The sequence below is a fragment of the Streptomyces sp. NPDC029836 genome, from assembly GCF_055574495.1.
Genome location: NZ_JBVHZI010000003.1, coordinates 71,482 through 96,781, shown reverse-complemented (window position 1 = coordinate 96,781; position 25,300 = coordinate 71,482). Strand labels below are relative to the sequence as shown.

At 71.3% G+C, this 25,300-nt stretch carries 22 protein-coding genes; 12 read left to right on the top strand and 10 right to left on the bottom strand.

Annotation, left to right across the window (positions count from 1 at the left end; genetic code table 11):
• Positions 1-53: 53 nt before the first annotated feature.
• The gene (gene tuf / locus ACZ4XJ_RS11320; RefSeq protein WP_468496003.1) at positions 54-1,229 is read right to left on the bottom strand and encodes an elongation factor Tu; all 1,176 of its coding nucleotides are present in this window, start codon (positions 1,227-1,229) and stop codon (positions 54-56) included.
• 254 nt (positions 1,230-1,483) lie between these two features.
• On the bottom strand, positions 1,484-2,209 hold the full coding sequence (locus ACZ4XJ_RS11315) for a DNA alkylation repair protein (RefSeq protein WP_468496002.1): 726 nt from the start codon (positions 2,207-2,209) through the stop codon (positions 1,484-1,486).
• A 49-nt stretch (positions 2,210-2,258) separates the two neighbouring features.
• Between ACZ4XJ_RS11315 and ACZ4XJ_RS11310 the strand changes: the two genes are divergently transcribed.
• From ACZ4XJ_RS11310 to lnt, 5 genes are all read left to right on the top strand, one after another.
• Entirely contained in the window at positions 2,259-2,975 is a 717-nt protein-coding gene (locus tag ACZ4XJ_RS11310) for a TVP38/TMEM64 family protein (protein WP_362884269.1), read from the top strand.
• A gap of 48 nt (positions 2,976-3,023) precedes the next feature.
• The gene (locus ACZ4XJ_RS11305) at positions 3,024-3,902 is read left to right on the top strand and encodes an undecaprenyl-diphosphate phosphatase (RefSeq protein WP_383995710.1); all 879 of its coding nucleotides are present in this window, start codon (positions 3,024-3,026) and stop codon (positions 3,900-3,902) included.
• A 126-nt stretch (positions 3,903-4,028) separates the two neighbouring features.
• Entirely contained in the window at positions 4,029-4,205 is a 177-nt protein-coding gene (locus tag ACZ4XJ_RS11300; RefSeq protein WP_383995713.1) for a hypothetical protein, read from the top strand.
• Positions 4,206-4,273: 68 nt separating this feature from the next.
• Complete coding sequence (locus tag ACZ4XJ_RS11295) at positions 4,274-4,741, top strand: nuclear transport factor 2 family protein (protein WP_362879537.1); 468 nt, start codon at positions 4,274-4,276, stop codon at positions 4,739-4,741.
• A 48-nt stretch (positions 4,742-4,789) separates the two neighbouring features.
• Positions 4,790-6,334, top strand: a complete 1,545-nt coding sequence (lnt, locus tag ACZ4XJ_RS11290; RefSeq protein WP_468496001.1) for an apolipoprotein N-acyltransferase — start codon at positions 4,790-4,792, stop codon at positions 6,332-6,334.
• Here the strand turns inward: lnt and ACZ4XJ_RS11285 are convergent.
• A complete protein-coding gene (locus ACZ4XJ_RS11285) occupies positions 6,273-7,184 on the bottom strand; it encodes a Gfo/Idh/MocA family protein (protein WP_468496000.1) in 912 nt (303 codons plus the stop codon). The genes lnt and ACZ4XJ_RS11285 overlap by 62 nt on opposite strands.
• 189 nt (positions 7,185-7,373) lie before the next feature.
• Here ACZ4XJ_RS11285 and ACZ4XJ_RS11280 point away from each other — a divergent pair, with 189 nt between their 5' ends.
• Complete coding sequence (locus ACZ4XJ_RS11280) at positions 7,374-7,916, top strand: hypothetical protein (protein ID WP_468495999.1); 543 nt, start codon at positions 7,374-7,376, stop codon at positions 7,914-7,916.
• Between the two features lie 202 nt (positions 7,917-8,118).
• Here ACZ4XJ_RS11280 and ACZ4XJ_RS11275 read toward each other — a convergent pair whose 3' ends face one another.
• The 7 genes from ACZ4XJ_RS11275 to ACZ4XJ_RS11245 all read right to left on the bottom strand — a co-directional run bounded on the left by ACZ4XJ_RS11275 (position 8,119) and on the right by ACZ4XJ_RS11245 (position 14,249).
• On the bottom strand, positions 8,119-8,742 hold the full coding sequence (locus tag ACZ4XJ_RS11275; protein WP_362879544.1) for a hypothetical protein: 624 nt from the start codon (positions 8,740-8,742) through the stop codon (positions 8,119-8,121).
• Between the two features lie 93 nt (positions 8,743-8,835).
• Positions 8,836-9,504 (bottom strand): uracil-DNA glycosylase, encoded by a 669-nt coding sequence (locus ACZ4XJ_RS11270; protein WP_362879661.1) that lies wholly within the window; start codon positions 9,502-9,504, stop codon positions 8,836-8,838.
• Positions 9,505-9,605: 101 nt separating this feature from the next.
• On the bottom strand, positions 9,606-11,189 hold the full coding sequence (locus tag ACZ4XJ_RS11265) for an ABC transporter substrate-binding protein (protein ID WP_362879546.1): 1,584 nt from the start codon (positions 11,187-11,189) through the stop codon (positions 9,606-9,608).
• 152 nt (positions 11,190-11,341) lie between these two features.
• Positions 11,342-12,103: an SDR family oxidoreductase gene (locus ACZ4XJ_RS11260; protein WP_362879548.1), complete on the bottom strand. Its 762-nt coding sequence runs from the start codon at positions 12,101-12,103 to the stop codon at positions 11,342-11,344.
• A gap of 28 nt (positions 12,104-12,131) precedes the next feature.
• A complete protein-coding gene (gene fabG / locus ACZ4XJ_RS11255) occupies positions 12,132-12,893 on the bottom strand; it encodes a 3-oxoacyl-ACP reductase FabG (protein WP_468495998.1) in 762 nt (253 codons plus the stop codon).
• Between the two features lie 127 nt (positions 12,894-13,020).
• Positions 13,021-13,404 (bottom strand): DUF3037 domain-containing protein, encoded by a 384-nt coding sequence (locus ACZ4XJ_RS11250; RefSeq protein WP_362879552.1) that lies wholly within the window; start codon positions 13,402-13,404, stop codon positions 13,021-13,023.
• Entirely contained in the window at positions 13,401-14,249 is an 849-nt protein-coding gene (locus ACZ4XJ_RS11245) for a HipA family kinase (protein ID WP_362879554.1), read from the bottom strand. Before ACZ4XJ_RS11245 ends, ACZ4XJ_RS11250 begins: the two co-directional genes overlap by 4 nt.
• Positions 14,250-15,375: 1,126 nt before the next feature.
• Between ACZ4XJ_RS11245 and chvE the strand changes: the two genes are divergently transcribed.
• The 6 genes from chvE to ACZ4XJ_RS11215 all read left to right on the top strand — a co-directional run bounded on the left by chvE (position 15,376) and on the right by ACZ4XJ_RS11215 (position 25,261).
• Positions 15,376-16,473 carry a multiple monosaccharide ABC transporter substrate-binding protein gene (chvE, locus tag ACZ4XJ_RS11240; protein ID WP_362879556.1) on the top strand — a complete coding sequence of 366 codons (1,098 nt, stop codon included), beginning with the start codon at positions 15,376-15,378 and terminating at the stop codon, positions 16,471-16,473.
• Positions 16,474-16,569: 96 nt separating this feature from the next.
• Positions 16,570-18,117, top strand: coding sequence for a multiple monosaccharide ABC transporter ATP-binding protein (gene mmsA / locus ACZ4XJ_RS11235; RefSeq protein ID WP_468495997.1), 1,548 nt, complete (start codon positions 16,570-16,572; stop codon positions 18,115-18,117).
• A gap of 3 nt (positions 18,118-18,120) precedes the next feature.
• Positions 18,121-19,371 carry a multiple monosaccharide ABC transporter permease gene (gene mmsB / locus ACZ4XJ_RS11230; protein ID WP_362879559.1) on the top strand — a complete coding sequence of 417 codons (1,251 nt, stop codon included), beginning with the start codon at positions 18,121-18,123 and terminating at the stop codon, positions 19,369-19,371.
• Positions 19,372-19,718: 347 nt separating this feature from the next.
• Positions 19,719-21,245, top strand: coding sequence for a cellulase family glycosylhydrolase (locus ACZ4XJ_RS11225; RefSeq protein ID WP_468495996.1), 1,527 nt, complete (start codon positions 19,719-19,721; stop codon positions 21,243-21,245).
• Positions 21,242-22,987, top strand: a complete 1,746-nt coding sequence (locus ACZ4XJ_RS11220; protein WP_468495995.1) for a glycoside hydrolase family 6 protein — start codon at positions 21,242-21,244, stop codon at positions 22,985-22,987. Before ACZ4XJ_RS11225 ends, ACZ4XJ_RS11220 begins: the two co-directional genes overlap by 4 nt.
• A gap of 159 nt (positions 22,988-23,146) precedes the next feature.
• Positions 23,147-25,261, top strand: a complete 2,115-nt coding sequence (locus ACZ4XJ_RS11215; protein ID WP_468495994.1) for an ATP-binding SpoIIE family protein phosphatase — start codon at positions 23,147-23,149, stop codon at positions 25,259-25,261.
• The last annotated feature ends 39 nt before the right edge of the window (positions 25,262-25,300 follow it).

Below are 25,300 nucleotides of genomic sequence, written 5' to 3'. Positions count from 1 at the left end.
GTGTGGTGACGGCAGTCTGACGCAGCGGGGCCGCCGTCACCACCTGCGGGGTGCTATCCGACCTCGGTCACCGTCCCGGCGCCGACGGTGCGGCCGCCCTCGCGGATCGCGAAGCCGAGCCCCGCCTCCAGCGGGACGTCCCGGCCGAGCTGCACCGTCATGGTGACGGTCTGCCCGGGCCGGGCCCCGGCGGCGCCGAGGTCGACGTCCCCGACCACGTCCGCGGTGCGGAAGTAGAACTGCGGCCGGTAGCCGGAGGCGATCGGGGTCGTGCGACCGCCCTCCCGCGCGGAGAGGACGTGGACCAGGGCGGTGAACCGTCGGGCCGGCCGCACGCTGTCCGGCGCGGCGACGACGTCCCCGCGCCGGACCTGGTCGCGGTGCACCCCGCGCAGCAGCAGGGCGACGTTGTCCCCGGCCTCGGCGGACTCCATCGGCTTGCCGAAGGTCTCCAGGCCGGTGACGACGACCGGGTCGCCGGCGCCGTCCCCGCCGAGCAGGCTGACGCGGTCGCCGAGTCGCACCGTGCCCCGCTCGACGGACCCGGTGACGACGGTCCCGCGACCGGTGATGGTCAGGACGTTCTCGACCGGCAGCAGGAACGGCGCGTCCGTGTAGCGCACCGGTGTGGGCACGTAGGTGTCCACCGCGTCCAGCAACGCCTCGACGGCCCCCGTCCACTGCGGGTCGCCGCGCAGCGCGCCGAGTCCGGAGACCCGTACGACGGGCGCGGTGTCCCCGGCGTACCCGTGCGCGGTGAGCAGCTCGCGGACCTCCATCTCGACGAGGTCGGTGAGCTCCGGGTCCCCGGCGTCGGCCTTGTTGAGGGCCACCACGATGTGGTCGACGCCCACTTGCCGGGCCAGCAGGACGTGCTCGGCGGTCTGCGGCATGACCCCGTCGAGCGCGGAGACGACGAGGATCGCCCCGTCGAGCTGCGCGGCGCCCGTGACCATGTTCTTGATGTAGTCGGCGTGGCCCGGCATGTCGACGTGGGCGTAGTGACGGGTGTCGGTCTCGTACTCGACGTGCGTGAGGTTGATGGTGATGCCGCGACGGGCCTCCTCGGGGGCCCGGTCGATGCGGTCGAAGGGCACGTAGGCGGCGCCGCCCCGGTCGGCGAGGACCTTGGTGATCGCGGCGGTCAGGGTGGTCTTGCCGTGGTCGACGTGGCCCATGGTGCCGATGTTGAGGTGCGGCTTGGTGCGCGTGAAGGCCGTCTTGGCCATGATGTTCTTCCCGTGGCTCGCAGCTGGACGGGACCCCCGGGCGATCCGACCCTCCCCCTGTGGGGTCCGCCGGACGATCCGGGAAGGGTCAGGTTCGGGCGCCGTCGAACGCGGCGGCCACGGCGGGTGCTCCGGGTGCGGCGGCAGCCTTCGGCGCGTCCGCGACTGCGGACGGCGCTGCGGGGAAGGCGTACCGGAACATGTCGCCGATCCTGCCCGAGCGGTCGGGCGGGGTCGAATGGATTTCGTCGCCGTCAGGCGCCGTTGAGGGACTTGAGGGCCTCGCGCACCGACAGCGGGGCGAGGCGGGGGCGTTCGGCGGTGACGAAGGCGCGCACCGCGTCGCGGTCGGTCTTGGCGTACTCGCGCAGGGCCCAGCCGACGGCCTTGCGGATGAAGAAGTCGGGGTGCGCGGCCAGCCGGCGGCAGTGGGCGAAGAGCCGGTCGGCGTCGGTGGCGGACTTGCGGGTGAGCTGGTGGAGCAGTCCGGCGCGGGCGAGCCAGAGGTCCTCGCCGTCGACCCAGTCGTCCATGACCGCGCCCAGCCGCGGGTCGGCCGCGACGAGCGGTCCGACGGTGTGCGCGGCGAGCAGGTCGACGGTGTCCCACCAGGAAGTGGTGACGATCAGGTACCGCACCACCGGCAGGAAGCCGGAGGAACAGCGCGCCACGTGTCGACGCAGGTAGTCGACCGCGAAGTAGTGGTACTCACGCTCCGCCAGTGACCAGCAGCGCAGCGCGAGGGCGGCGCAGTCCGCCTCGGAGGGCCGCGGGGTGTCCTTCGTCACTGTGCGGGAGAGCGCGCGGCGCTCGGGGGTGCGGATGCCGAGGAAGGGGGCGACGCCCTTCATGTACGCGGTCATGGGTCCGGCCTGCGCCGGATCGGCGGCCGCGGCGTAGACGGCCGTCAGTCGTTCCATGAGGACGTCGGCGAGGGCGCTGGGCCCGGTCCCCGGGGGTGGTTGGGTGTTCGGCCGCATGAGGCCCAGATTACGGCGGTGCTTCGTACAGGTCGGTTAGTCTCCCGGAATGTCCCTCCTCCTCGCGCCGTGGACCCGGCTGTCGCTGCTCGTCGTGCTGCTGCTGGCGGCCGGCGCGTGCGTGGTGCTGTACGAGCCGCAGCGACTGCTGTCGCAGGGGTGGCCGCCGGAGCTGCCGTTGGGTGCGGCGGTCCTGGTGTTCGCGGGAGCGTACGGGCTGTGCACGGCGGCGTTCGTGCCGCGTCCGTTGCTGAACCTGGCGGCGGGGGCGGTCTTCGGGGCCCAGTTCGGGCTGGTCGCGGCCGTCGGGGGGACGGTGGTGGGGGCCGGCATCGCCTTCGGTCTGGGCCGGGCGATGGGGCAGGAGGCGTTGCGTCCGTACCTTCGCGGCCGGTGGCTGAAGGCGGCCGACGCGCAGTTGAGCCGGCACGGGTTCCGCTCGATGCTCGCGGTGCGGATCTTCCCCGGGGTGCCGTTCGCGGCGGCCAACTACCTGGCGGCGGTGTCGCGGTGCGGCTGGCTGCCGTTCCTGGGCGCGACGGCGCTCGGCACGATCCCGAACACCGCCGCCTACGTGATCGCGGGGTCCAGTGCCTCCTCGCCGGGATCGCCCGCGTTCCTGGTCTCGTTCGGGTTCATCGCGGTGTCCGGGGTGATCGCCGCGGTCGTGGCGTGGCGCAAGCGGCACCGCCTGGCGCCGGTCGTCGCGTACGAGCCGGTGCCCCAACACCCCCCTGTGGTCACGGCCGCTTCCCACGGGCCCTAGCATCGGACCCGAACTGCCCGACGATCACAAGGACGAGCGCACCCCGACATGAGCTGGTTCGAATCCCTAATCCTCGGTCTGGTCCAGGGGCTTACGGAGTTCCTCCCGATCTCCTCCAGTGCCCACCTGCGCCTGACCGCGGCGTTCGCCGGCTGGCACGACCCCGGTGCGGCCTTCACGGCCATCACCCAGATCGGCACCGAGGCCGCCGTCCTGATCTATTTCCGCAAGGACATCGCGCGGATCGTCTCGACCTGGTTCCGTTCCCTGTACACGAAGGCGCTGCGTTCCGAGCAGGACGCCAAGATGGGCTGGTTGGTGATCGTCGGCTCGTTGCCGATCGGCGTCCTCGGCCTGCTCTTCAAGGACCAGATCACCGGTCCGGCCCGTGACCTGCGGCTGACGGCCACCACCTTGATCCTGATGGGTCTGGTCCTCGGCTTCGCCGACTGGCAGGCCTCGCGCGACGAGGAGGGCGGCCGGCACCGGGTGGTCGTCCAGCGCAAGACGCTGAAGGAACTGGGCGTCAAGGACGGTCTGGTCTTCGGTCTCTGCCAGGCGATGGCGTTGATCCCCGGCGTCTCCCGCTCCGGTGCGACGATCTCCGGCGGTCTGCTGCTGGGCTTCACCCGCGAGGCCGCCGCCCGCTACTCCTTCCTCCTCGCGATCCCGGCCGTGCTGGCCTCGGGCGCGTTCGAGATCAAGGACGTGATGGAGAACCCGACGCACATCTCCTGGGGTCCGACGGTCTTCGCGACGGTGATCGCCTTCTTCGTCGGGTACGCCGTCATCGCGTGGTTCATGAAGTTCATCTCCACCAAGAGCTTCATGCCGTTCGTGATCTACCGGATCGTGCTGGGCATCGTGTTGTTCGTGCTGATCGGCACGGACGTGCTCAGTCCGCACGCCGGCGAGTCGGGCTCCTAGGGGGCCGTACGCTCACCACTTCGCGTGAATCGGAGGCCGCCCGGGAACGTTCCCGGGCGGCCTCCGCGTCGTTGTCCCCGTAGAGAGCCGTGCCGGGAGGGACCCGGCGGGTGGAGGGGGTGTCCCATGGGACGCGTGGTATTGGAGCGTTTTCCGGCGGGAAGTCCGAGGGGAAGTTGGCCGGCCGAGGAGTACGCGGCGCAGCGCAAGCGCGAGGGCCTCGCGGCGGAGGTGGTGATGGACCTCGACAGCGACGCGTTCCTGGTCGTGGTCCGCCGGCGGGAGGTCCTTTCCGGTCACTGATCGTCCGGGGATGACCCGGTCGGCGCACGCCCCTTGGCGTCGGGGGCCGACAGCCCCAGACTGACCCGATGACGCAGCGTGTGGACCTCGGGACGGTAATGGACCGGCTGGCCATCGACGAGGTGGTGTCGGGGTACGCGGTGGCCGTCGACGACGGCGACTGGGAGGCCTACCGGGCCCTGTTCGCGCCCGGGGGCCGGGCCGACTACAGCGCGGCGGGCGGGGTGGCGGGCCCGGCGGCGGAGGTCGCCGACTGGCTCGCCGAGACGATGAAGCTGTTCCCGGTGCGCCAGCACCTCATCGTGAACCGGCTGGTGCGGTTGGAGGACGAGGGCGGGGCGCCGTGCAACGCGGCGCGGGTGCGGGCGGACTTCCTCAATCCGATGCGGCTGGCCGGCGCGGACTTCGACGGCACCGTCACCGCCCCCAACTTCGTCGCCGCGGGCCGCTACACCTTCACGCTCGCCCGTACCGCGGAGGGCTGGCGGCTGACCGGGGTCACCGTGCACGAGAAGTGGCGCCACCTGTCGGCCTGAGCCGCGCCCCGCCCGATGCCGTCCCACACTGGAAGCCGGAGGCGCCTGATGCTCACGAAGCGGACCCGGTGGGGGCGCGCGGCGGCCGCGGCGGCCGCCGGGGCGTTGCCCTGTCTCGCGTTCCCGGCCCCGGCGCTGTGGTGGTTCGCGTACGTCGCCCTGGTGCCCTGGATGCTGCTGCTGCGTTCGGCTCCCACGGGGCGGCGGGCCGCCCTGGAGGGTTGGTTGGGGGGCGCGGGGTTCATCGTGGCCGTGCACCACTGGCTGCTGCCGAGCCTGCACGTGTTCCTGATCCCGTTGGCGGCGCTGCTGGGCGTGCTCTGGATCCCCTGGGCCCTGCTGGTGCGGGAGCTGCTCGGCGGGAGGCCCGCGCGGGCTCGGGCGGCGGCCGCGCTGGTCGTCGTACCGGCGGGCTGGCTGCTGTCGGAGCTGGTCCGGTCCTGGCAGGGGTTGGGCGGGCCGTGGGGGCTGCTGGGGGCCAGCCAGTGGCAGGTACCGCCGGCGCTGTTGCTGGCCTCGGTGGGCGGGGTGTGGCTGGTGAGCCTGCTGGTGGTGGCGGTGAACTGCGCGCTGGTGCTGTTCGTGGCGGTGCCCGGGGCGCGGGCCCCCGCCGTCGCCGCGGTGGCGGGCTGCGCGGTGCTGACGGGGGCCGTGTGGCTGTGGCTGCCGCGCCCGGCGGTGACGGGCGCGGTGCGGGTGGCGGTCGTCCAGCCCGGTCCGGTGGGCGGGGCGGACGGCGCGGAGCGGCGGTTCGACGTGGAGGAGCGGCTGACGCGGGGCCTCGTGGGCGCCCGCCCGGACCTGGTGGTGTGGGGGGAGAGCAGTGTCGGCGCGGATCTGGCGGCCCGGCCCGACCTGTCGCGTCGGCTGGCGGAGCTGTCCGCGCGGGTCGGGGCGCCGCTGCTGGTCAACGTGGACGCCCGCCGGTCGGACCGGCCGGGGATCTACAAGAGCTCGCTGCTGATCGGGCCCGAGGGGCCGACCGGCGAGCGCTACGACAAGATGCGGCTGGTCCCCTTCGGGGAGTACGTACCGGCCCGCACGGTGCTGGGCTGGGCCACCTCGGTCGGCAAGGCGGCGGGTGAGGACCGGATGCGCGGCGCCGCCCCGGTGGTCATGGACCTGCCCGGGGGGCTGCGCCTCGGGCCGCTGGTGTGCTTCGAGTCGGCCTTCCCCGACATGAGCCGCCACCTGGCCCGGGAGGGGGCGGCGCTGATCGTGGCGCAGTCCGCGACGTCGACGTTCCAGGAGAGCTGGGCGCCGGAGCAGCACGCCTCGCTGGCGGCCCTGCGGGCGGCCGAGACGGGCCGCCCGGTGGTGCACGCCACCCTGAGCGGGGTCAGCGTGGTGCACGGCCCGTCGGGCGGCCGGATCGGCCCGGCCCTGCCCGCGTCCGCGGCCGGGGCGGCGGCGGTGTACGAGGTGCCGCTCGCCGGGGGCACGACCCTGTACGCCCGCTTCGGGAACTGGCCCGCCGGGGCCGCCCTGGCCGTACTGGTGGCGTACGGCGTGGCGCGGACGGCCCGGGCGGTCAGGTCCGGGAGGCCTGCTCCAGAGCCGTCAGGACCACCCGCTCGCACAACTCGTGGGTGAGCAGGGCGTCCCGGGCGCTCAACGTCCTACCGGCCTCCACGGCCTCCAGGAAGGTGTCCACGACCTGCTCGATCCCGCGCTGGCGGGCCACCGGCACCCAGTCGCCGCGCCGCCTGATGGTCGGCTGGCCCTTGTGGTCGATGATCTCGGCGAGGTTGACCACCTGTCGCTTGGAGTCCTGGCCGGACACCTCCAGGACCTCCTCGGTGGAGCCGGAGAGCCGGTTCATGATGCCGAGGGCGGTGAAGCCCCCGCCCGACATCTGAAGGACGACCTGGTGCATCAGCCCGTCGCGCACCACGGCCCGGACGTCGATGTGGTCGGCCGTGCCGGGTAGCAGGAAGCGCAGCGTGTCGACGACGTGGATGAAGTCGTCGAGCACCAGCGTGCGCGGGTCCTCGGGGAGCCCGACCCGGTTCTTCTGCAGGACGATCAGCTCGCGCGGGTGGTCGGCGCACTGCGCGTAGCCGGGCGCGTAACGGCGGTTGAAGCCGACGAAGAGGCTCACCCCGCGTTCCTCGGCCCGCTCCACCAGGCGGCGTGACGCGTCGTACTCGTAGGCCAGCGGCTTGTCGACGTACGTCGGGACGCCCGCCTCCAGCAGCCGTTCGACGATCTCCGGGTGGGCGGCCGTCGGGGCGTGCACGAAGGCGGCGTCGAGGCCCTGCGCGAGCAGGGAGTCCAGCGTGGTGTGCCGCCGCGCGACGGGGACGTGGTGGAGTTCGCCGATCCGCTCCAGCGCCGCGGGGGTGCGGGTCTGCAGGTGCAGCTCGACCCCGGGGCGGGTGGTGAGGACCGGCAGGTACGCCTTCTGGGCGATGTCTCCGAGTCCGATGACGCCGAGCTTCACCGGCAGCCTCCAGGTGTTCGCCGTGTGGGAAGCCCGAGCTTAATCGCCTGCGGCGGACCGGGCAGGTGCGGGCCCGCCCGGTCCGCCGCCGCGCGAGGTGCGGGTCGGTCCGGCCGGCCGTCACCCGTGCGGGCGCATTATCCGTCCTGGGTTTTCGCAACGGGGTCCTCGCACAGCAGAGTTGCGCGGGTGCATCCAACCCGAACCTCCACGAAGCTGCTGCTGGGAGTGGCCTGCGCCGTCTCGGCCGTCTCCGGTTGTGTGAATGTGGCCCCGGGGCCGACGGACCCCAGCTCGACGCCCCCGACCGGCCCGGCGCCGCGGCACGGGCCGCGCGGCGGACCGGAGGCCCTGCCGGTGGTCGTCCAGGCGCCCGCCCTGGAGGCGCTGCGCGCCGTGCCGGGGCCGAGCGCCTCGAACCCGTCGGCTCCGGCCGCCCCGCAGCGGGCGACGACGACGCACAGCGGGTCCGCGGCGGCCCCGGCCGGGCAGCACCCGCACGCGGCGCCGCCGGTCCCCGACATTCCGGAGCCGCCGGAGCCCGTACGGCACGCCGAGGAGCGGCCGGAGGGCCGCCCGCACCCCGTACGGCCGGACGCGCGGGTTCCGCGCGACCTGGTGCGGGAGCTGCCGGTCCGGCCGGCCGACGTGTGCGCGCTGGGCCGCCGGCACGGCCGCTGGCACCCGGACAGCCCCGAGGCCCGCATCTGCTCGGGCGTCGAGGGCGGCTGAACCCGGCGACCGGGCGTCGTACGGGGCCCCGGCGGGCGGCGCTGGTGCTGTGGCCGGAAAGGTTTGCCGGGTCGCGGTGTTCGGTGCGGTGCGTCGCACGGCGGAGGGCCGCGGTTCGTACTGGACGTACTTCCGTGGTCCGACAACGCGGCGAGGTGCCGTGCCGGGCGCCGCGACCCGGTGGACCTTTCCGGTCACAGCACTAGGGGGACTGCTCGGGGAACGGCCGCTGAGGGGTGCCCGGCTCGCCGGCCAGCCGGCGCTCCAGCCGGGCGATGGCGGCCCGTACCCCGTTGCCGTACCCGTCGTCGGACAGGGCCCCGGTGGCCGCGCGGGCCCGTGCGAGGTGCACCCGGGCCGCCTCGGGGCGGCGGAGCTTGACGTAGTCCGCCGCCAGGCTCAGGTGCAGCGAGGGGTAGAAGACGCGGACCGCCCGCTGCGGTCCCGGGCGCCCCGGACCGTCCCCCGCCCGCCGGGCGGGAACCGCGCCGCCGGGCCGGTCGACGACCCCGTCGGCTCCGGGACCCCCGGTGGCCGGTCCGTCGGCGGGCGGTCCGTCCGTGGCCGGTCCGGCCGCGGTGAGTCCGTCGGCGGCGGTCAGGGCGCGCAGGTCCCAGGCCAGTTCGTCGGCGGGGTCGTCCTGCGCGTCGGCCATGTAGTGCGCCAGGGTGCACCGGTGGAGGGAGTCGCCGTCCTCGCCGATCTCGGACCAGATCGCGCCGAGCCGGTTGCGGGCCTCCTCGCGGTCGCCGGCGTGCAGCAGGATGACCGCCTGGCCGATCCTGGTCATGACGGCGTCCTCCGACGCCTCCTGCTGCTCCGTCAACGCGGCCTCCGGCTTGCTCGGCAGACCTGGTTCGGTCTGGTCCCACGAAGCTAACCGGAGGCGGCGCCCGTGGCTTCGAGGCGCGGGGTGGCGTCAGCCCAGGTCGGGAATGCTCCAGTCGATCGGCTCATGCCCCTGGGCGGCGACGGCCTCGTTGATCTGGGTGAAGGGCCGGGAGCCGAAGAACTTCTTGGCCGACAGCGGCGAGGGGTGGGCGCCCTTGACGATGACGTGCCGCTCCGCGTCGATGAGCGGGATCTTCTTCTGGGCGTAGGCGCCCCAGAGGACGAAGACGACCGGGTCGGGGCGCTCGGACACCGCGCGGATCACGGCGTCGGTGAACTTCTCCCAGCCCTTGCCCTTGTGCGAGTTGGGCTCGGCCTCGCGGACGGTGAGCACGGCGTTGAGGAGCAGGACGCCCTGTTCGGCCCACGGCATCAGGTACCCGTTGTCGGGGACGGGGAGGCCGAGCTCCTCCTTCATCTCCTTGTAGATGTTGCGCAGCGAGGGCGGGGTCCGCACGCCGGGCTGCACGGAGAAGCACAGGCCGTGACCCTGGCCGGCGCCGTGGTAGGGGTCCTGGCCGAGGACCAGGACCTTCACCTTGTCGAACGGCGTGGCCTCCAGGGCCGCGAAGACCTGCTCGCGGGGCGGGTAGACCGGCCCGTTCGCCCTTTCCTTCTCGACGAACTCGGTGAGTTCCTTGAAGTAGGGCTGGTCCAGTTCCCCGCCGAGAGCGGGGAGCCAGGACTCGGGCAGCATCTGGGTCACGTCGACAACCTCCGGTACAAGTTCGTGCAACTGCTCAAGAACCTACCGGGGGCCACTGACATCGACGCGGCCCGGATGCCCTTCGCTCGGCGCTACCAGCTGGTCTTGCGGTACAGCTCCCACATCTGCATGGCGGTCTGCGGGTCGAGGGCCCGCTCGGCGCCGGCGATGTCCTCGCGGGCTCCGACGTACAGCTTGCCCTGCCACAGGGGCAGCAGGCGGACGTCCTGGGCGAAGATCTGCTGCGCCCGCTCGAACTCCTTGACGCCGGCCGAGCGGTCGCCCTCGCGGCGTGACTTGGGCAGGACCTCGTTGATCACGTCGGCCGGCTCGTACGGGGTGCCGACCGCGTTCTCCTTGCCGACGAACGGCGCGATGAAGTTGTCCGGGTCCGGGAAGTCGGGGAACCAGCCTCGGCCGAAGACCGGGTACTCGCGGTTCTTGTAGCCCTCCTGGAACTCCTTCCAGGGCTTGCCGCGCAGGGTGACCCGGAAGAGGTTGGTCTCGTCCAGCTGGCGCTTGATCTCGGTGAACTCGTCCGCGGTCGAGGCGCCGTAGCGGTCCGTGGTGTACCAGAACGTCAGGTCGACCGGCTGGGTGATGCCGCCGTCCTTGAGGATCTTCTTGGCCTTGGCGACGTCCGGCTGGCCGTACAGGTCGTAGAACGGCGTCTTGTGGCCGACGACGCCCTTGGGGACCATCGAGTACAGCGGTTCGGCCGTGCCCTGGTAGACCTTGGAGACGATCGCGCCGCGGTCGAGGATCTGGGCGATGGCCTGGCGCACCGGCAGCTTGTTGACCTGCGGGTCCTGGGGGTTGAAGACCAGGTAGCGGATCTCGGCGCCGACGTTCTCGACGACCTGGACGCCCATGTTGTGGGACTCGGGGGTCTGCAGGTCCTTGATCTCCGCGGCGGACAGGCCTCGGTAGGTCGCGTCGATCTCCTTGCCCTTGAGGGCGGCGACCATCTTCTTGGAGTCGGAGAAGTAGCGGATCGTCACGCCGTCGTTCCGGCGGTCGGCGAAGCCCGTGTAGGTCTCGTTGCGGCCGAGGACCGCCTCGCCGACCTCCTTGTACGAGTTGAGGACGTACGGGCCGGAGCCGGTGACCTTGCCGTCGTCGCGCACCTTGTCGGCGGGGTACTCCCCCGGAGCGACGAGCGAGGCGGCCGGCGAGCCGAGGACGTACGGGAACGTCGCGTCGGAGGCGTTCAGGTGGAAGACGACGGTGAGGGCGTCCGGGGTCTCGATCTTGTCCAGGCTGTTGAACAGCCCGCTCGGACCGAACTTGTGGTTGATCTTCTTGATCCGGTCGAGGGAGTGCTTGACGGCCTTGGCGTCGAGCGTCTCGCCGTTGGAGAACTTCAGGCCCTTGCGCAGGGTGCAGCGGTAGGACTGGTTCGCCGAGTCGGTGAACTCGCAGTTCTGGGCGGCGTCCGGCTGGGGCCTGGTGCTGCCCGTGGGGAACGCCAAAAGGGTCTGGTAGATGTTCCGGTACAGCTCCCAGGAACCGTCCCAGGCAGCGGCCGGGTCGAGGTGGCTCGGCGCACTCGTGGTGCCGACGACTATCCGCTTCGCGCCGTCACCACCCTCGTCCGAGAACAGACCGCAGCCGGCGAGCAGGGATATGGACGCAAGGGCCGCAGTGATCCGCAGGCATCTGGTCCGGTTGAACACGTGCACGCTCCTCGATCAGCCAGGGATGCGGCAGACCCTACCGCAGTGCATCACAAATCCAAGGGGTAGGTTTCGTGAGGCACTTGACCGATTACATGCACATTCGGTACGCATTTGCCTCCCCCAAGGAGGCAAATGCGTCCGGATACCGGTCAGGCGACTCCGGCATTGAGGAAGATTCCTCCGTCAACGACCAGAGTTTGTCCTGTGATCCATTCCGCTTGTGCAGATGTCAGGAATGCGGCGGCTCCTCCGATGTCCTCCGGCACCCCGAGCCGGCCGAGCGGATAGGCGGCCGCCGCCTCCTGTTCGCGGCCCTCGTAGAGCGCCTGCGCGAACTTCGTCTTCACCACGGCGGGGGCGATCGCGTTGACCCTGACCTGCGGGGCCATCTCGTGCGCGAGCTGGAGGGTGAGGTTGACCATGGCGGCCTTGCTCATCCCGTAGGCCCCGATGAACGGCGAGGGGGAGAGGCCCGCGATGGAGGCGATGTTCACGATCGCGCCGCCGTTGTCCTTCTGCCAGGCGTGCCAGGTGCGCTGGGCGAAGCCCAGGGCGGAGATCACGTTGGTTTCGAACACCTTGCGCGCGACCCCGAGGTCCAGGTCGGCGATCGGCCCGAAGACCGGGTTGGTGCCGGCGTTGTTGATCAGGAAGTCGACGCGGCCGAAGGCCTCCATGGCGCGCTCCACGGCGACGGCCTGGTGGGCCTCGTCGTGCGCCTTGCCCGCCACGCCGATCACCCGGTCCGCGCCGAGGCGCTCGACGGCCTCCTTGAGCGCGTCCTCGTTGCGTCCCGTGATGCAGACCCGGTCGCCGCGGGCGACCAGCGCCTCGGCGATCCCGTAGCCGATGCCCCGGCTCGCGCCGGTGACGAGCGCAGCCTTGCCGCTGTCGATGCCGTTGTAGGTCATGACGTACGCCCTGTCTCTCGTGATCCGGTCAGTTGAGCGGGCCGCCGGCCACGTACAGGACCTGGCCGGAGACGAAGCCGGCGGACTCGCCGGTGAAGAAGGCGATGGCGTTGGCGATGTCGTCCGGGCGGCCGACGCGCTGCACCGGGATCTGGGAGGCGGCGGCGGTCTGGAACTCCTCGAAGCCCATGCCGATCCGGGCGGCCGTCTGGGCCGTCATCTCGGTCACGACGAAGCCGGGGGCGACGGCGTTGGCGGTCACGCCGAACTTGCCGAGCTCGAAGGCCAGGGTCTTGGTGAAGCCCTGGAGGCCCGCTTTGGCGGCGGCGTAGTTGGCCTGGCCCCGGTTGCCGAGGGCGGAACTGCTGGAGAGGTTCACGATGCGGCCGAACTTGGCCTCCACCATGTACTTCTGACAGGCCCGCGCCATCAGGAACGCACCGCGCAGGTGCACGTTCATGACGGTGTCCCAGTCGGTGTCGCTCATCTTGAAGAGGAGGTTGTCGCGGAGCACGCCCGCGTTGTTGACCAGGACGGTCGGCGCGCCGAGCGTGCTCGCCACGCGTTCGACGGCCGCCTCCACCTGGGCGCTGTCGGACACGTCGCAGCCGATCGCGACGGCCGTGCCGCCGGCCGCCGTGATCGCCTCCACGGTGTCCTTGCAGGCCGCCTCGTCCAGGTCGAGTACGGCGACCGCGCGACCCTCGGAGGCCAGGCGCACGGCGGTGGCCGCGCCGATGCCCCGGGCCGCCCCGGTCACGATCGCCACGCGCTGCTCGGTGGTGGACATGCTGGATCTCCTCGCCGTCGAGAAACGGCCGCCCGGAGGTGAGCAACCGCTTAGTAGCTTCAGCTGAGGAGACGCTAGGAGCCCTGGCACCCGGTGTCAACGGGTGCCCTCGTGGCGGGCGGGTCGGTCAGCGGACCAGCAGGTCCAACAGACGCTCCACCTCTGCCTCCGGGTCGGCGGTCAGGCCGGTGTGCACCGGCCCCGGCTGGACGACCGTGCTGCGCGGGGCGATCAGCCAGCGGAACCGCCGGCCCGCGTCGCCGTCCGCCGCCTGCCCGGCCCGTTCCCCGCCCGCGCAGATCCCCTCGACCCCGTACAGGGCGGCCCGGACGCCGGCCACGTCGGCCTCCGGGTCCAGGACGAGGAGCTTCGCCTCGTCGAGGTGGATGCGCGCGGCGACGTAGGAACGCGCCCGGCAGTAGACGATGACGCCGGCGTTGAAACACTCGCCGCGCTCCATCCTGGGCACCACGCGCACCAGTGCGTACTCGAACACGTCCCGCTCGGTCACTCGTCGTCGCTCGTCTTCCTGTTGATCCTGTGGGGCCATTCGGGGAGGTGGTCGGTGAGCCAGCCGGGCGGACCCGTCGGCGCCTTCACCTGCGCCTCCAGCGAAATCCTCTCGTGGATCGTGGCCGCGCGCGGCAGCAGCGCCTCCACGTAGGCCCGTCGGACCGCTTCGGCGGAGTCGAAGCCCGGCTCGTCGAGGAGCCACTCGTCGGGGACGTCGGCGGCGACCTCGGTGAGCAGTTCCTCGGTCACCCGCGGGGCGAGTTCGGCGGCGGCCGCGGCGATGTCGGGGCCCACGGAGGCCAGGACGTGGTCGGAGGCGTTGTAGGGCTTGGCCGCCGCCGCCAGGGCGGTCGGCCAGTTGTGCTGCCAGATCATGGTGGCGCCGTGGTCGATGAGCCACAGGTCCCCGTGCCAGACCAGCAGGTTGGGATTGCGCCAGGACCGGTCCACGTTGTTGATCAGGGCGTCGAACCAGACGACGCGGCCCGCCTCGACGGGGTCCGCCCGGTAGGCGAGCGGGTCGAAGCCGATCGAGCCGGGCAGGTAGTCCATGCCGAGGTTCAGCCCACCGCTGGCCTTGAGCAGCTCCTGGACCTCCTGGTCCGGCTCGCCGAGCCCGATGACCGGGTCCAACTGCATCTGCACCAGGCGCGGGACGCGCAGGCCCAGCCGCTGGGCGAGGCGCCCGCAGATCACCTCGGCGACCAGCGTCTTGCGCCCTTGGCCGGCGCCGGTGAACTTCATGACGTAGGTCCCGAGGTCGTCGGCCTCGACGATTCCCGGGAGCGAGCCGCCCTCACGCAGGGGCGTCACATAGCGGGTCGCGATCACTTCTGTGAGCATTTTCCCAGGCTAGCGGGCGGACGCAGTTCACGATCCGAGGTTTTTCCGAATCTCTGACCAGCCCGGACGGACCGGCGATCAGCGCTGGGGAGAAGCTGGGGAGTTCGGTCCAGAGGCCTCGCTCCCCCGGCCGCCGTCGACGGCTCGGCGACCCTTGCCGCAAGCCTGGCGGCGTGAAGTGAGCATGGTGGTCCAGCGTGACTGCCTCATGACAGGGAAGCCATCCCCGTGCGCGGCGCCCCCACTCCCAGGGCTTGGCTCCCTCCAGCTGCGGCGGGAAATCCCACCGACCCGAGCCAGGACGGGCTTCCACATGGAGGTGTCGTACGGGTCTCGGCGGCCCTCGCCTGCGGTGACGCCGCTGTGATCACGGCGTCCGAGCTGTCCTGGACAGGTCCGTTCAGCGGTCTCGCCCCCGGACAGTTCGCCAAGGTCGCCGCTGGGCTGCATCGCCGGAGGTCTTCGCCCCCTTCGACAGCGAGCACGTCACGGCCGCGTCCATGGCCCGGGTCCGCCGAGCCGTCCCCACCACCGTCGCGGCGGAGGCTCGCCACCCCTACGCCACCAGCCGGCCGACCAACGACCTGAACGTCCTCTCACGAGGGGCCGGAACCCCGGACCACGCACCGACTGGGGTATGCCACCCGCAACACCCGCCTCGTCGACGACTTCAGCGCCGCTCTACGGCCCGCGCTCGACTGCGCCTCGTGGCCCGCACCATCCCGCGGCCACCTCACCCCCCGGGCCGGCAGTCCGCCGGGGCGGTGCCCTGTCGCAGGAGGGGCTGCGGAAGGCACCGGACGCGGTCCGCACGATCACCGGAACCGGGCCCGTACGCCACGGAACCGCCGGCGGGCCGCTTCCGGCCGCCGGGGAAAGCAAGGAAGGCGGCAGCCGGCGGCAACCGGAGCAAGGGCTCGTGGAGGGTACGCAAAGGTGATCCCAGGGGCCTTGACGGAGTAGTTGTTAGCGTTAACACTCTTGTAACGCCAGGCCAGAGCAGTGGGGCCGGGCAGTGCACCCCAGCGGCCGGAGCCAGCCCCCGCCGCCGACCGGGGAACCGAACGGGCCTCGCCGGGCCGGGCCCCCTCGTCACGCCGAGTCACGGCGCATCACTGGAGGAAACGTGCGAAGAATCCCGACAGGCCTCGTCGTGGTGGCGCTCGGCCTGACATTGGCGGCCTGCGGCCAGAGCGCCAACGGCGTCGGAGGCGAGGCGGACGCGGGCGACTCCAGGGGGGGCCTGGTCGGGATCGCCATGCCGACCAAGTCCTCCGAGCGCTGGATCAATGACGGCGCGAACATGGTCAAGCAGTTCCAGGCCAAGGGCTACAAGACGGATCTCCAGTTCGGCGACAACGTCGTCGAGAACCAGGTCGCCCAGGTCGAGAACATGATCACCAAGGGCGCCAAGCTGCTGGTGATCGCTCCGATCGACGGCTCCTCGCTCAGCGACGTGCTCCAGAAGGCCGCCGCCGCGAAGATCCGGGTCATCTCCTACGACCGCCTGATCCGCGGCACCGGGGACGTCGACTACTACGCCACCTTCGACAACCACAAGGTCGGCGTCCTGCAGGCCACGTACATCGCCGACCGGCTCGGTCTCCAGAGCGGCAAGGGCCCCTTCAACATCGAGCTGTTCGCCGGATCACCGGACGACAACAACGCCGGGTTCTTCTACCAGGGCGCAATGAGCGTCCTGAAGCCCCACATCGACGCCAAGCGGCTCGTGGTCAAGAGCGGCCAGACCGAATTCGCCCAGGCGGCCACCCTGCGCTGGGACGGCGGCGTTGCGCAGTCCCGGATGGACAACCTGCTCAGCAAGGCCTACACGTCGGCCACCGTCGACGCGGTGCTCTCGCCCTACGACGGCATCTCGATCGGCGTCGTGTCGTCCCTCAAGGGGGTCGGCTACGGCGGCGCGGGCAAGCCGCTGCCCATCGTCACCGGCCAGGACGCCGAGCTCGCCTCCGTGAAGTCCATCATCGCCGGCGAACAGACCCAGACCGTGTACAAGGACACGCGCGAACTCGCCAAGGCGGCCGTGCAGATGGGCGACGCACTGCTCACCGGCCACCAACCCGAGGTCAACGACACCAAGCAGTACGACAACGGCGTGAAGGTCGTGCCCTCCTACCTGTTGCAGCCGGTCAGCGTCGACAAGGAGAACTACCAGAAGCTGCTCGTCGACTCAGGGCAGTACTCCGCCGACCAGCTGAAGTAGCCGCCCCCGGCCCCACCCACCGGGGCCCAAGAACCGGTGATGCGGCGCCACCCCGACCGGTCCGCCGCATCATCCCAGTCGAACGGACCCACCACCATGGCCGGACCCGTCCTCGAGATGCGTTCGATCAGCAAGTCCTTCCCCGGCGTCAAGGCACTGTCCGAAGTCAACCTGACCGTCGCAGCCGGCGAGGTCCACGCCATCTGCGGCGAGAACGGGGCGGGAAAGTCCACCCTGATGAAGGTGCTCAGCGGCGTGCACCCGCACGGTTCCTACGAAGGCGAGATCCGGTTCCAGAGCGAATCGTGCGCCTTCGCCGACATCCGGGCCAGCGAGCGCCTCGGCATCGTGATCATCCATCAGGAACTCGCCCTGGTGCCCTACTTGTCCATCGCCGAGAACATCTTCCTCGGCAACGAGCACGCCTCGCGCGGGTTCATCAGCCGGCATCGGACGCTCACTCACGCCCAGGCTCTGCTCGAACGCGTCGGCCTGCCGGACAATCCGCAGACCCGCGTCGCGGACATCGGCGTGGGCAAACAGCAACTCGTCGAGATCGCCAAGGCTCTCGCCAAGGAGGTCAAGCTGCTGATCCTGGACGAGCCGACGGCCTCGCTCAACGACGAGGACAGCCGCAAACTGCTCGACCTCATCCTCGAACTCAAGGCCCAGGGCATCGCCTGCATCGTCATCTCGCACAAATTGAACGAGATCGCCCGCGTCGCCGACGCCGTCACCATCCTGCGCGACGGCCGGACCATCGAGACCATCTCGGTCGCCACCGAGGGGATCTCCGAGGAACGCATCATCCGCGGGATGGTCGGCCGCGATCTTGAGCACCGCTACCCCGAACGCACCCCGGAGATCGGCGAGGTCGCGCTGGCCATCGAGGGCTGGACCGTCCTGCACCCGATCGACGTGCACCGCAAGGTGGTCGACGAAGCGTCGATCACGGTCCGGCGCGGCGAGATCGTCGGCATGGCGGGCCTGATGGGCGCAGGCCGGACCGAGCTCGCGATGAGCGTCTTCGGCCGCTCCTACGGGCGCCACACCAGCGGCCGGGTCCTGCTCGACGGCAAGGAGATCCGTACGCGCACGGTCCCCGAGGCGATGGCCCACGGCCTCGCCTACGTCACCGAGGACCGCAAGCGCCTCGGCCTCAACCTTGACGAGGACATCCGCCGCAACATCTCACTGAGCGCGCTCGGCAAGGTCTCCCGCCGGGGCTGGGTGAACGAGCACGAGGAGACCCGCGTCGCCGAGAGGTACCGCGGCACGATGAACATCAAGGCGCCCTCGGTGTTCGCGGAGACCGGCAAGCTCAGCGGCGGCAACCAGCAGAAGGTCGTCCTCAGCAAGTGGATCTTCTCCGATCCCGAAGTGCTCATCCTCGACGAGCCCACCCGGGGAATCGACATCGGTGCGAAGGCCGAGATCTACGCGGTGATCGCCGACCTCGCGGCCCAGGGCAAGGCAGTCCTGGTGATCTCCTCCGAACTGCCGGAGCTGCTCGGCCTGTGCGACCGCATCTACACCATGGCCGAGGGACGCATCACCGGTGAGACGACCCGAGCGGACGCGACCCAGGAATCCCTCATGCGCCTCATGACCGTGGGCGCCGCAAACCAGAACGAGCAGGTGTGACGCATGACCCAGATCCAGAGCCCCGCCGTCGACACCGGGGGCGACGCCCCCGGCGGGGACAAGCGCCCCGGTGCGCCGGAAGGTCCGCGCGCCCTCCTCGTGCGCCTCCTGCGCGGCAACATCAGGCAGTACGGCATGCTGGTCGCCCTGGCGCTGATCATCGTGCTGTTCCAGATCTGGACCGACGGAACACTGCTCAAACCGCTCAACGTCACCAACCTGATCCAGCAGAACGGCTACATCCTCATCCTGGCCATCGGAATGATGATCGTCATCATCGCCGGCCACATCGACCTGTCGGTGGGATCCCTGGCGGCCTTCGTGGGCGCCGCGGCCGCGGTGATGATGGTGCACCACGACATTCCCTGGCCCGTGGCAGCCGCCGCCGCGCTCCTGATAGGCGCCGCGGCCGGCGCCTGGCAGGGCTTCTGGATCGCCTACGTGGGCATCCCCTCGTTCATCGTGACGCTCGCCGGGATGCTGCTCTTCCGGGGCGGGACGCAGATCCTGCTCCAGGGCCAGTCGGTGGCCCCCTTCCCGCAGGGCTTCCGTCAGATCAGCAGCGGCTTCCTGCCGGAGGCAGGCCCGCACACGAATTACCACAACCTCACGCTGTTGCTCGGCTTCGGCGTGCTTGCGCTGGCCGTCGTACAGGAGGTCCGGGGCCGCCGCCAGGCGGCCTCCTACGGGCTGCGGCTGCTGCCGATGGGCCTCTTCCTCGTCAAGCTGGCGGCGATCGCCACCGCGGTGACGGTCTTCACCCTGCTGCTCGCCAGCTACCACGGCTTCCCGATCGTGCTGCTCATCCTCGGCGTGCTCCTGGTCGCCTTCGGCTACGTCATGCGCAACTCGGTCCTGGGCCGGCACACCTACGCCATCGGCGGCAACGAGCCCGCGGCCAGGCTGTCCGGCGTCAAGAGCAAACGGATCGTCTTCCTCGCCTTCGTCAACATGGGCGTCCTGGCCGCACTGGCCGGGCTGGTCTTCGCTGCCCGCCTCAACGCCGGTACGCCCCAGGCGGGCATCAACTTCGAACTGGAGGCGATCGCGGCGGCCTTCATCGGCGGCGCCTCGGCGTCAGGCGGTGTCGGCACCGTGCTCGGCGCGATCATCGGCGGTCTCGTGCTGGGCGTGCTGAACAACGGCATGTCACTGGTCGGTATCGGCACCGACTACCAGCAGGTCATCAAGGGTCTCGTGCTGTTGGCGGCGGTCGGTTTCGACGTGTGGAACAAGCGCAAGGCCGGCTCCTGAGGGTCGCCGCGAGATGCCGGTTCGCCTGGCCCACCAGCCGGGGCGAACCGGCACGCCTCCTCGTGTCAGGGCACGGGAGCTCACACCTCCTCGGAGCAACGGAGAGGGGGTCTTGGGACGGAAAAGCGGGGTGACGCACCAGTGGGAGCGCTCCCACCATGCTCTCCGGCCGAGCGAGGGGTCAAGATGCGCGAGCCATCGCAAGAAAATCAGGGCGCGCCGTGACGAAGCCGCGCACGGCTCTGTTCGCCGGCGGGGCCGCGCGCTATGGTCCAGCCTTACCAGTGGGAGCGATTCCGACAGTTGACGCTGCGTCACGCAGGCGTCTGAGCTGCAAGGAGTCGCTCATGCGACACCCCCCGCACATGCCCGCATTACTCCTGGGCGCGGCCCTCGCCACGGTGAGCGCCTCGCCCCTCCCCCATCTCCCGGCGGCCGCGGCCGCGCCGGTCTGCGCCGTCCAGTACGCCGTCACCCACACCTGGGACCAGGGCTTCCAGGGAGCGGTCACCCTCACCAACAAGGGTGCTCCGCTGTCCGGTTGGACGCTCACTTTCGACTTTCCGGGCGTTCAGAGAGTCAGCCAGGGCTGGAACGCGAAGTGGTCCCAGACCTCGCGTACCGCGACGGCGGCCAACGAGACGTGGAACGGCGGACTCGGCTCCGGATCGAGCGTCACCCTCGGCTTCCTGGCCTCCTGGTCGGGAACCAACCCGGCCCCCACGGTCTTCTCGCTCAACGGAAACACCTGCGCCACCGCGCCCGGCGGCCCGACCGAGCCGCCCACGCCGACACCCACACCCACACCCACACCCACACCCACACCCACACCGGTGGAGGATCCGCCCGTCCTGCACGTGAGGGGCAACAAGCTGGTCGACGCCTCCGGCGCCACCCGCCGCCTGACCGGAGTCAACCGCTCGGGCAGCGAGTTCATGTGCGTCCAGGGTCACGGGATCTTCGACGGCCCCGTGGACGACCACGCCGTCACCGCCATCACCGACTGGAACGCCAACACGGTCCGCGTCCCCCTCAACGAGGAGTGCTGGCTCGGCCTGGACAACATCAAGCCCGAGTACGCCGGGGCCCGCTACCGCGAAGCGGTGACCGCCCTGGTGCGGCGCATCGAGGACCACGGCATGACCCCGGTCGTCGAACTGCACTGGTCCTGGGGCCGGTACACCGGCAATTCCGCGGGCTGCGCGGACATCCACGCCAGCTGCCAGAAACCCATGCCGGACGCCCGCTACGCCCCGGCCTTCTGGACCTCTGTCGCGAACACCTTCAAGAGCGATCCCGCCGTCGTCCTCGACCTGTTCAACGAGCCCTATCCCGACCGCGCCGCCTCCACCCCTGGCCAGGCCTGGGCCTGCTGGCGGGACGGCGGCACCTGTCCCGGCATCGGCTACGAGGTGGCGGGCATGCAGGACCTCGTCGACGCGGTACGGGCCACCGGCGCGCAGAACCTGATCCTGGCGGCCGGCATCGCGTACGCCAACGACCTCAGCCAGTGGTGGGCGCACCGGCCGCACGACCCAGCCGCCAACCTCGCCGCCGCCTGGCACGTCTACAACTTCAACGCCTGCGCCGACGAGGCCTGCTGGGACTCCGTACTCGGCCCGCTCGCGGCCGAGCTGCCGGTCGTGGCGGGCGAGATCGGTGAGAACACCTGCTCGCACGCCTTTGTCGACCGGGTGATGCGGTGGTTCGACGGCCGGGGGCTGTCCTATCTCGGCTGGACCTGGAACACCTGGGACTGCTCCTCCGGTCCCGCACTGATCAGCTCCTACGAGGGCACACCCACGGCCTTCGGCATCGGGCTGCGCGACCGTCTGCGCGCCCTCCCCACACGCGAAGGAAAGGACACACCATGACCTCCACGACTTCGTTCCGCCGCCGTACCGCCTTACTCGCGGCCGTGGCCCTCGTCGCCGCGGCCACGGGTACCGCGACGGCCGTGTCCGCCGGCGGCCCGGGAACGGCCGCCGCCGGCTGCAAGGTCGACTACACCGTCCAGAACCATTGGGATTCCGGCTTCACCGCCGCGGTCACCGTCACGAACACCGGCGCGGCCGTCCAGAGCTGGCAGCTGGAGTGGGCCTTCGCCGGAAACCAGCAGGTCACCCAGGGATGGAACGCCGGGCTTACGCAGAGTGGCGCCGACGTCACCGCCAAGAACGCCGCCTACAACGGGGCGCTCGGCACCGGCGCCTCCGCCTCGTTCGGATTCAACGCCTCGTACAGCGGGGCCAACGCCCTCCCGGCCGCCTTCAAGCTGAACGGCGTCACCTGCGGCACCGGCCCCGGCCCCACGGACCCGCCCGGCCCGACCGACCCGCCCGGGCCCACCGACCCGCCCGGGACCCGCGTCGACAACCCGTACCGGGGTGCGTCGGTCTACGTGAATCCCGAGTGGTCGGCGAGGGCCGCGGCCGAGCCCGGCGGCAGCCGGATCTCCGGTCAGCCGACCGGCGTGTGGCTGGACCGGATCGCCGCCATCGCCGGCACCCCGAGCAGCATGGGGCTGCGCGCGCACCTCGACGAGGCCCTGCGGCAGAAGGGGACGGGCGAGCTGGTCGTCCAGCTCGTCGTCTACAACCTCCCCGGACGCGACTGCGCGGCCCTCGCCTCCAACGGTGAGCTGAAGGCCCACGAGATCGACGCGTACAAGGCGCGCTACATCGACCCGATCGCCGCGATCCTGGGCGACCCCAAGTACGCGGCTCTGCGGATCGTCACCACGGTCGAGATCGACTCCCTGCCCAATCTGGTCACCAACACCGGCGGCCGGCCCACCGCCACCCCGCAGTGCGACACCATGAAGGCCAACGGCAACTACGTGAAGGGCGTCGGCTACGCCCTCAGGAAGCTCGGATCCGTCCCCAACGTCTACAACTACGTCGACGCGGGGCACCACGGGTGGATCGGCTGGGACGACAACTTCGGCCCGTCCGCCGACCTGTTCAAGCAGGCCGCCACGGCCGAGGGCAGCACCGTCGCCTCCGTGCACGGATTCATCACCAACACCGCCAACTACAGCGCCCTGAAGGAGGAGCACTTCGCCGTCGGCGACACAGTCGCCGGCAAGTCCGTCCGCGAGTCGAAGTGGGTGGACTGGAACCGGTACGTGGACGAGCTCTCCTTCGCCCAGGCATTCCGCGCCAAACTCGTCTCCGTTGGCTTCGACCCGACGATCGGCATGCTCATCGACACCTCACGCAACGGCTGGGGCGGCGCCGCCAGGCCCACCGGCCCCGGCTCCCGGGCCGGCGTGGACACGTACGTCGACGGAGGCCGCTTCGACCGGCGCGTCCACATCGGAAACTGGTGCAACCAGTCCGGGGCGGGGATCGGCGAGCGTCCGACGGCGCACCCGGCTGCGGGGATCGACGCGTACGTATGGATGAAGCCGCCCGGCGAGTCCGACGGTTCGAGCAGCCAGATCCCCAACGACGAGGGCAAGGGATTCGACCGGATGTGCGACCCGTCGTATGAGGGCAATCCGCGCAACGGGTTCAACCCGTCGGGAGCCCTGCCGGGCGCGCCGCTTTCCGGCCGCTGGTTCTCCGCCCAGTTCCAGGAACTGATGCGCAACGCCCACCCGCCGCTGCGATAGCCGGCGCCACCGGTAGGTGACGCGCGGCCGTCGGCGACCGCCTCTCGGGCGTCGTCGGCGGTCGCGCCCGTGCGCGGTCCGCCACCGGCGCGCGAACACCGCGCGCGGGGTGTTCAATGAGATCAGGAGCGCCATCGATCCTGCCGGAATGAGACACGAGTGAGCGTCAACGGCCCGAGGGAATCCGTCACGACAGCGGACTTCCCCACGGCTGTTCTGGTTCTCGACACCGCCGGCAAGGTCCTGACGGGCACGCGCGCCGCGGCGACGCTGCTCGGCGCTCCTGAGGCCTTCGGGGGCCCCCGCGCCGAGCCGCTCGCCGCGGAACTGCTCTTCGAGGACACCGGCCTGTGGGCCCGTCTCGTCGCCGGAGCCGTCGGAGGTGCCCGGCGCGGTGCCCGTGCCCGACTGCGCCGGCCGGACGGCGAGCAGCTGGAGGCCGATGTCGACCTCATCACCCTCATGGAGGGGTCGCCGGCCCGATTCCTGCTGCGCCTGCGTCCCGCCGATCCGGCCCACGCCGTACCGCTCGCCGTCGCCGACGACATCCGTCGGGCACCGCCCCCGCCGCCGGCGGACCAGCGTTCCGCCGAGCGACAGGCGCTGCTCCACGCGGCCGCCGCGGAGATCGGCAGTTCCCTCGACCTGGTGCGCGACGCCGAACAGCTGACGGAGGTGCTCGTCCCGGCGTTCGCCGACCTCGCGGCCGTCGACCTGACCGAATCCGTGCTGCTCGGCGAAGACCCGGGAGACCTGGTCACCGGAGCGCCGATGCGGCGCGTCGCCGCGCGGGCCGCCGACGGCCGGTGGCCGCCGGAGAACACTGCCGTGGGCGAGACCGTCCGGCTCGGGAGCGTCGAGAGCGTCCACCTTCGCGGGGGCTCGGCGGTCTACCTCCCCGACCTGACCGAGCTCCGCGCGGTGCTGGCGGGTGAGGCGGATCGGGTACGGCTGATTCTTCCGCCCCGGGCCACCTCCCTCATGCTGGTCCCGCTGCGGGCACGCGGCGCGGTCCTCGGCGCGCTGGTCCTGTGGCGCACCGCGGAGGGGCGAACCTTCGATCAGGAGGACGCGGTCCTCGCCGAGGAGATCGGCTCCCGGGCCTCGCTCAGCATGGACAACGCCCGCCGGTACACCCGTGAGCGCCGTACCGCGGAAGCCCTGCAGCGCAGTCTCCTGCCCAGGCCGGTCATGGACGTCACCGGCGCCGAGACCTCAGGCGTATACGTTCCCGCCGCCACGACGGCGGCCATCGGCGGCAGCTGGTTCGACGTCATCCAGCTCCCCTCGACACGGCTCGCGTTCGTCATGGGAACGGTGGCCGGGCACGGTCTCGGCGCCATGGCCGCGATGGGGCGCCTGCGGTCGGCCGTACAGACCCTCGCCGACCTCGACCTCACTCCGGACGAACTGCTGGCGCACCTCGACGACCTCGTGGTGCGTTTCGCGGAGGAGGACGCCCACCAAGAGCCGGGCGGGGACGCGCCGAGCACGCTGACGGGAGCCACCTGCCTCTACGCCACCTACGACCCGGTGTCCCTCACCTGCGTGGTGGCCGGCGCCGGCCACCCGCCGCCCGTGCTGGCCGCCAGGGGACGGGAGGGGAGCGGCACGGTGACGTACCGCCCGGGTCCGGTTCTCGGCACCGGCGGGCAGCCGTTCGAAGCGGTGGAACTCCGTCTGGGGCCCGGTGATGTACTGGCCTTTTACGGCGGAGAGCTCGCCAAGGGCACCGGCCGGTCGGAGCGGCAGCTGGAGACGGTCCGGGCGGGTGCGCGGGACGGCGCGGACAGCGGGCGGCCGGTCACCGAGATCGGGCACGGCATCCTGGGCGCCCTGTTGAGCGAGCCGCCGGACGACGACCTCGCCCTGCTCGTGGTGCGGGTCAGGGAGGTGTCCGCCGACGCCACCGCCGCGTGGGAACTGCCCGCCGACCCGTCCCTCGTCCGGGAAGCCCGCGTGCTCGTCACGGACCGGCTGACCGCCTGGGGCCTGGAGGACCTCGTCTTCACCACGGAGCTGATCGTCAGCGAGCTGGTCACCAACTCCATCCGGTACGCGGGCGGCCCGGTCGGCCTACGGCTGATCAAGGACCGTGTGCTGATCTGCGAGGTCTCCGACCCGAGCCAGACACAGCCGCACCTGCGCCGGGCCCAGCTCACCGACGAAGGCGGGCGCGGCCTGTTCCTCGTGGCGCAGCTCACCCACCGGTGGGGCAGCCGGTACACGGCGGCCGGCAAGACCATCTGGACGGAGCAGCTCTTGGGCGGCTGACGTCCCGCGCCCGCCGCCGGGCCGACGGTGGACGCGGGC

What these genes read in the sequence shown, in the direction of transcription:
- ACZ4XJ_RS11245 (WP_362879554.1), bottom strand. Translation starts at nt 14,249, where the DNA reads ATGCTCACAGAAGTGATCGCGACCCGCTATGTGACGCCCCTGCGTGAG.
- ACZ4XJ_RS11260 (WP_362879548.1), bottom strand. Translation starts at nt 12,103, where the DNA reads ATGACCTACAACGGCATCGACAGCGGCAAGGCTGCGCTCGTCACCGGC.
- tuf (WP_468496003.1), bottom strand. Translation starts at nt 1,229, where the DNA reads ATGGCCAAGACGGCCTTCACGCGCACCAAGCCGCACCTCAACATCGGC.
- mmsA (WP_468495997.1), top strand. Translation starts at nt 16,570, where the DNA reads ATGGCCGGACCCGTCCTCGAGATGCGTTCGATCAGCAAGTCCTTCCCC.
- ACZ4XJ_RS11220 (WP_468495995.1), top strand. Translation starts at nt 21,242, where the DNA reads ATGACCTCCACGACTTCGTTCCGCCGCCGTACCGCCTTACTCGCGGCC.
- fabG (WP_468495998.1), bottom strand. Translation starts at nt 12,893, where the DNA reads ATGTCCACCACCGAGCAGCGCGTGGCGATCGTGACCGGGGCGGCCCGG.
- ACZ4XJ_RS11305 (WP_383995710.1), top strand. Translation starts at nt 3,024, where the DNA reads ATGAGCTGGTTCGAATCCCTAATCCTCGGTCTGGTCCAGGGGCTTACG.
- ACZ4XJ_RS11270 (WP_362879661.1), bottom strand. Translation starts at nt 9,504, where the DNA reads ATGCTGCCCGAGTCCTGGCTCCCCGCTCTCGGCGGGGAACTGGACCAG.
- ACZ4XJ_RS11315 (WP_468496002.1), bottom strand. Translation starts at nt 2,209, where the DNA reads ATGCGGCCGAACACCCAACCACCCCCGGGGACCGGGCCCAGCGCCCTC.
- ACZ4XJ_RS11300 (WP_383995713.1), top strand. Translation starts at nt 4,029, where the DNA reads ATGGGACGCGTGGTATTGGAGCGTTTTCCGGCGGGAAGTCCGAGGGGA.
- ACZ4XJ_RS11310 (WP_362884269.1), top strand. Translation starts at nt 2,259, where the DNA reads ATGTCCCTCCTCCTCGCGCCGTGGACCCGGCTGTCGCTGCTCGTCGTG.
- ACZ4XJ_RS11295 (WP_362879537.1), top strand. Translation starts at nt 4,274, where the DNA reads ATGACGCAGCGTGTGGACCTCGGGACGGTAATGGACCGGCTGGCCATC.
- mmsB (WP_362879559.1), top strand. Translation starts at nt 18,121, where the DNA reads ATGACCCAGATCCAGAGCCCCGCCGTCGACACCGGGGGCGACGCCCCC.
- ACZ4XJ_RS11225 (WP_468495996.1), top strand. Translation starts at nt 19,719, where the DNA reads ATGCGACACCCCCCGCACATGCCCGCATTACTCCTGGGCGCGGCCCTC.
- lnt (WP_468496001.1), top strand. Translation starts at nt 4,790, where the DNA reads ATGCTCACGAAGCGGACCCGGTGGGGGCGCGCGGCGGCCGCGGCGGCC.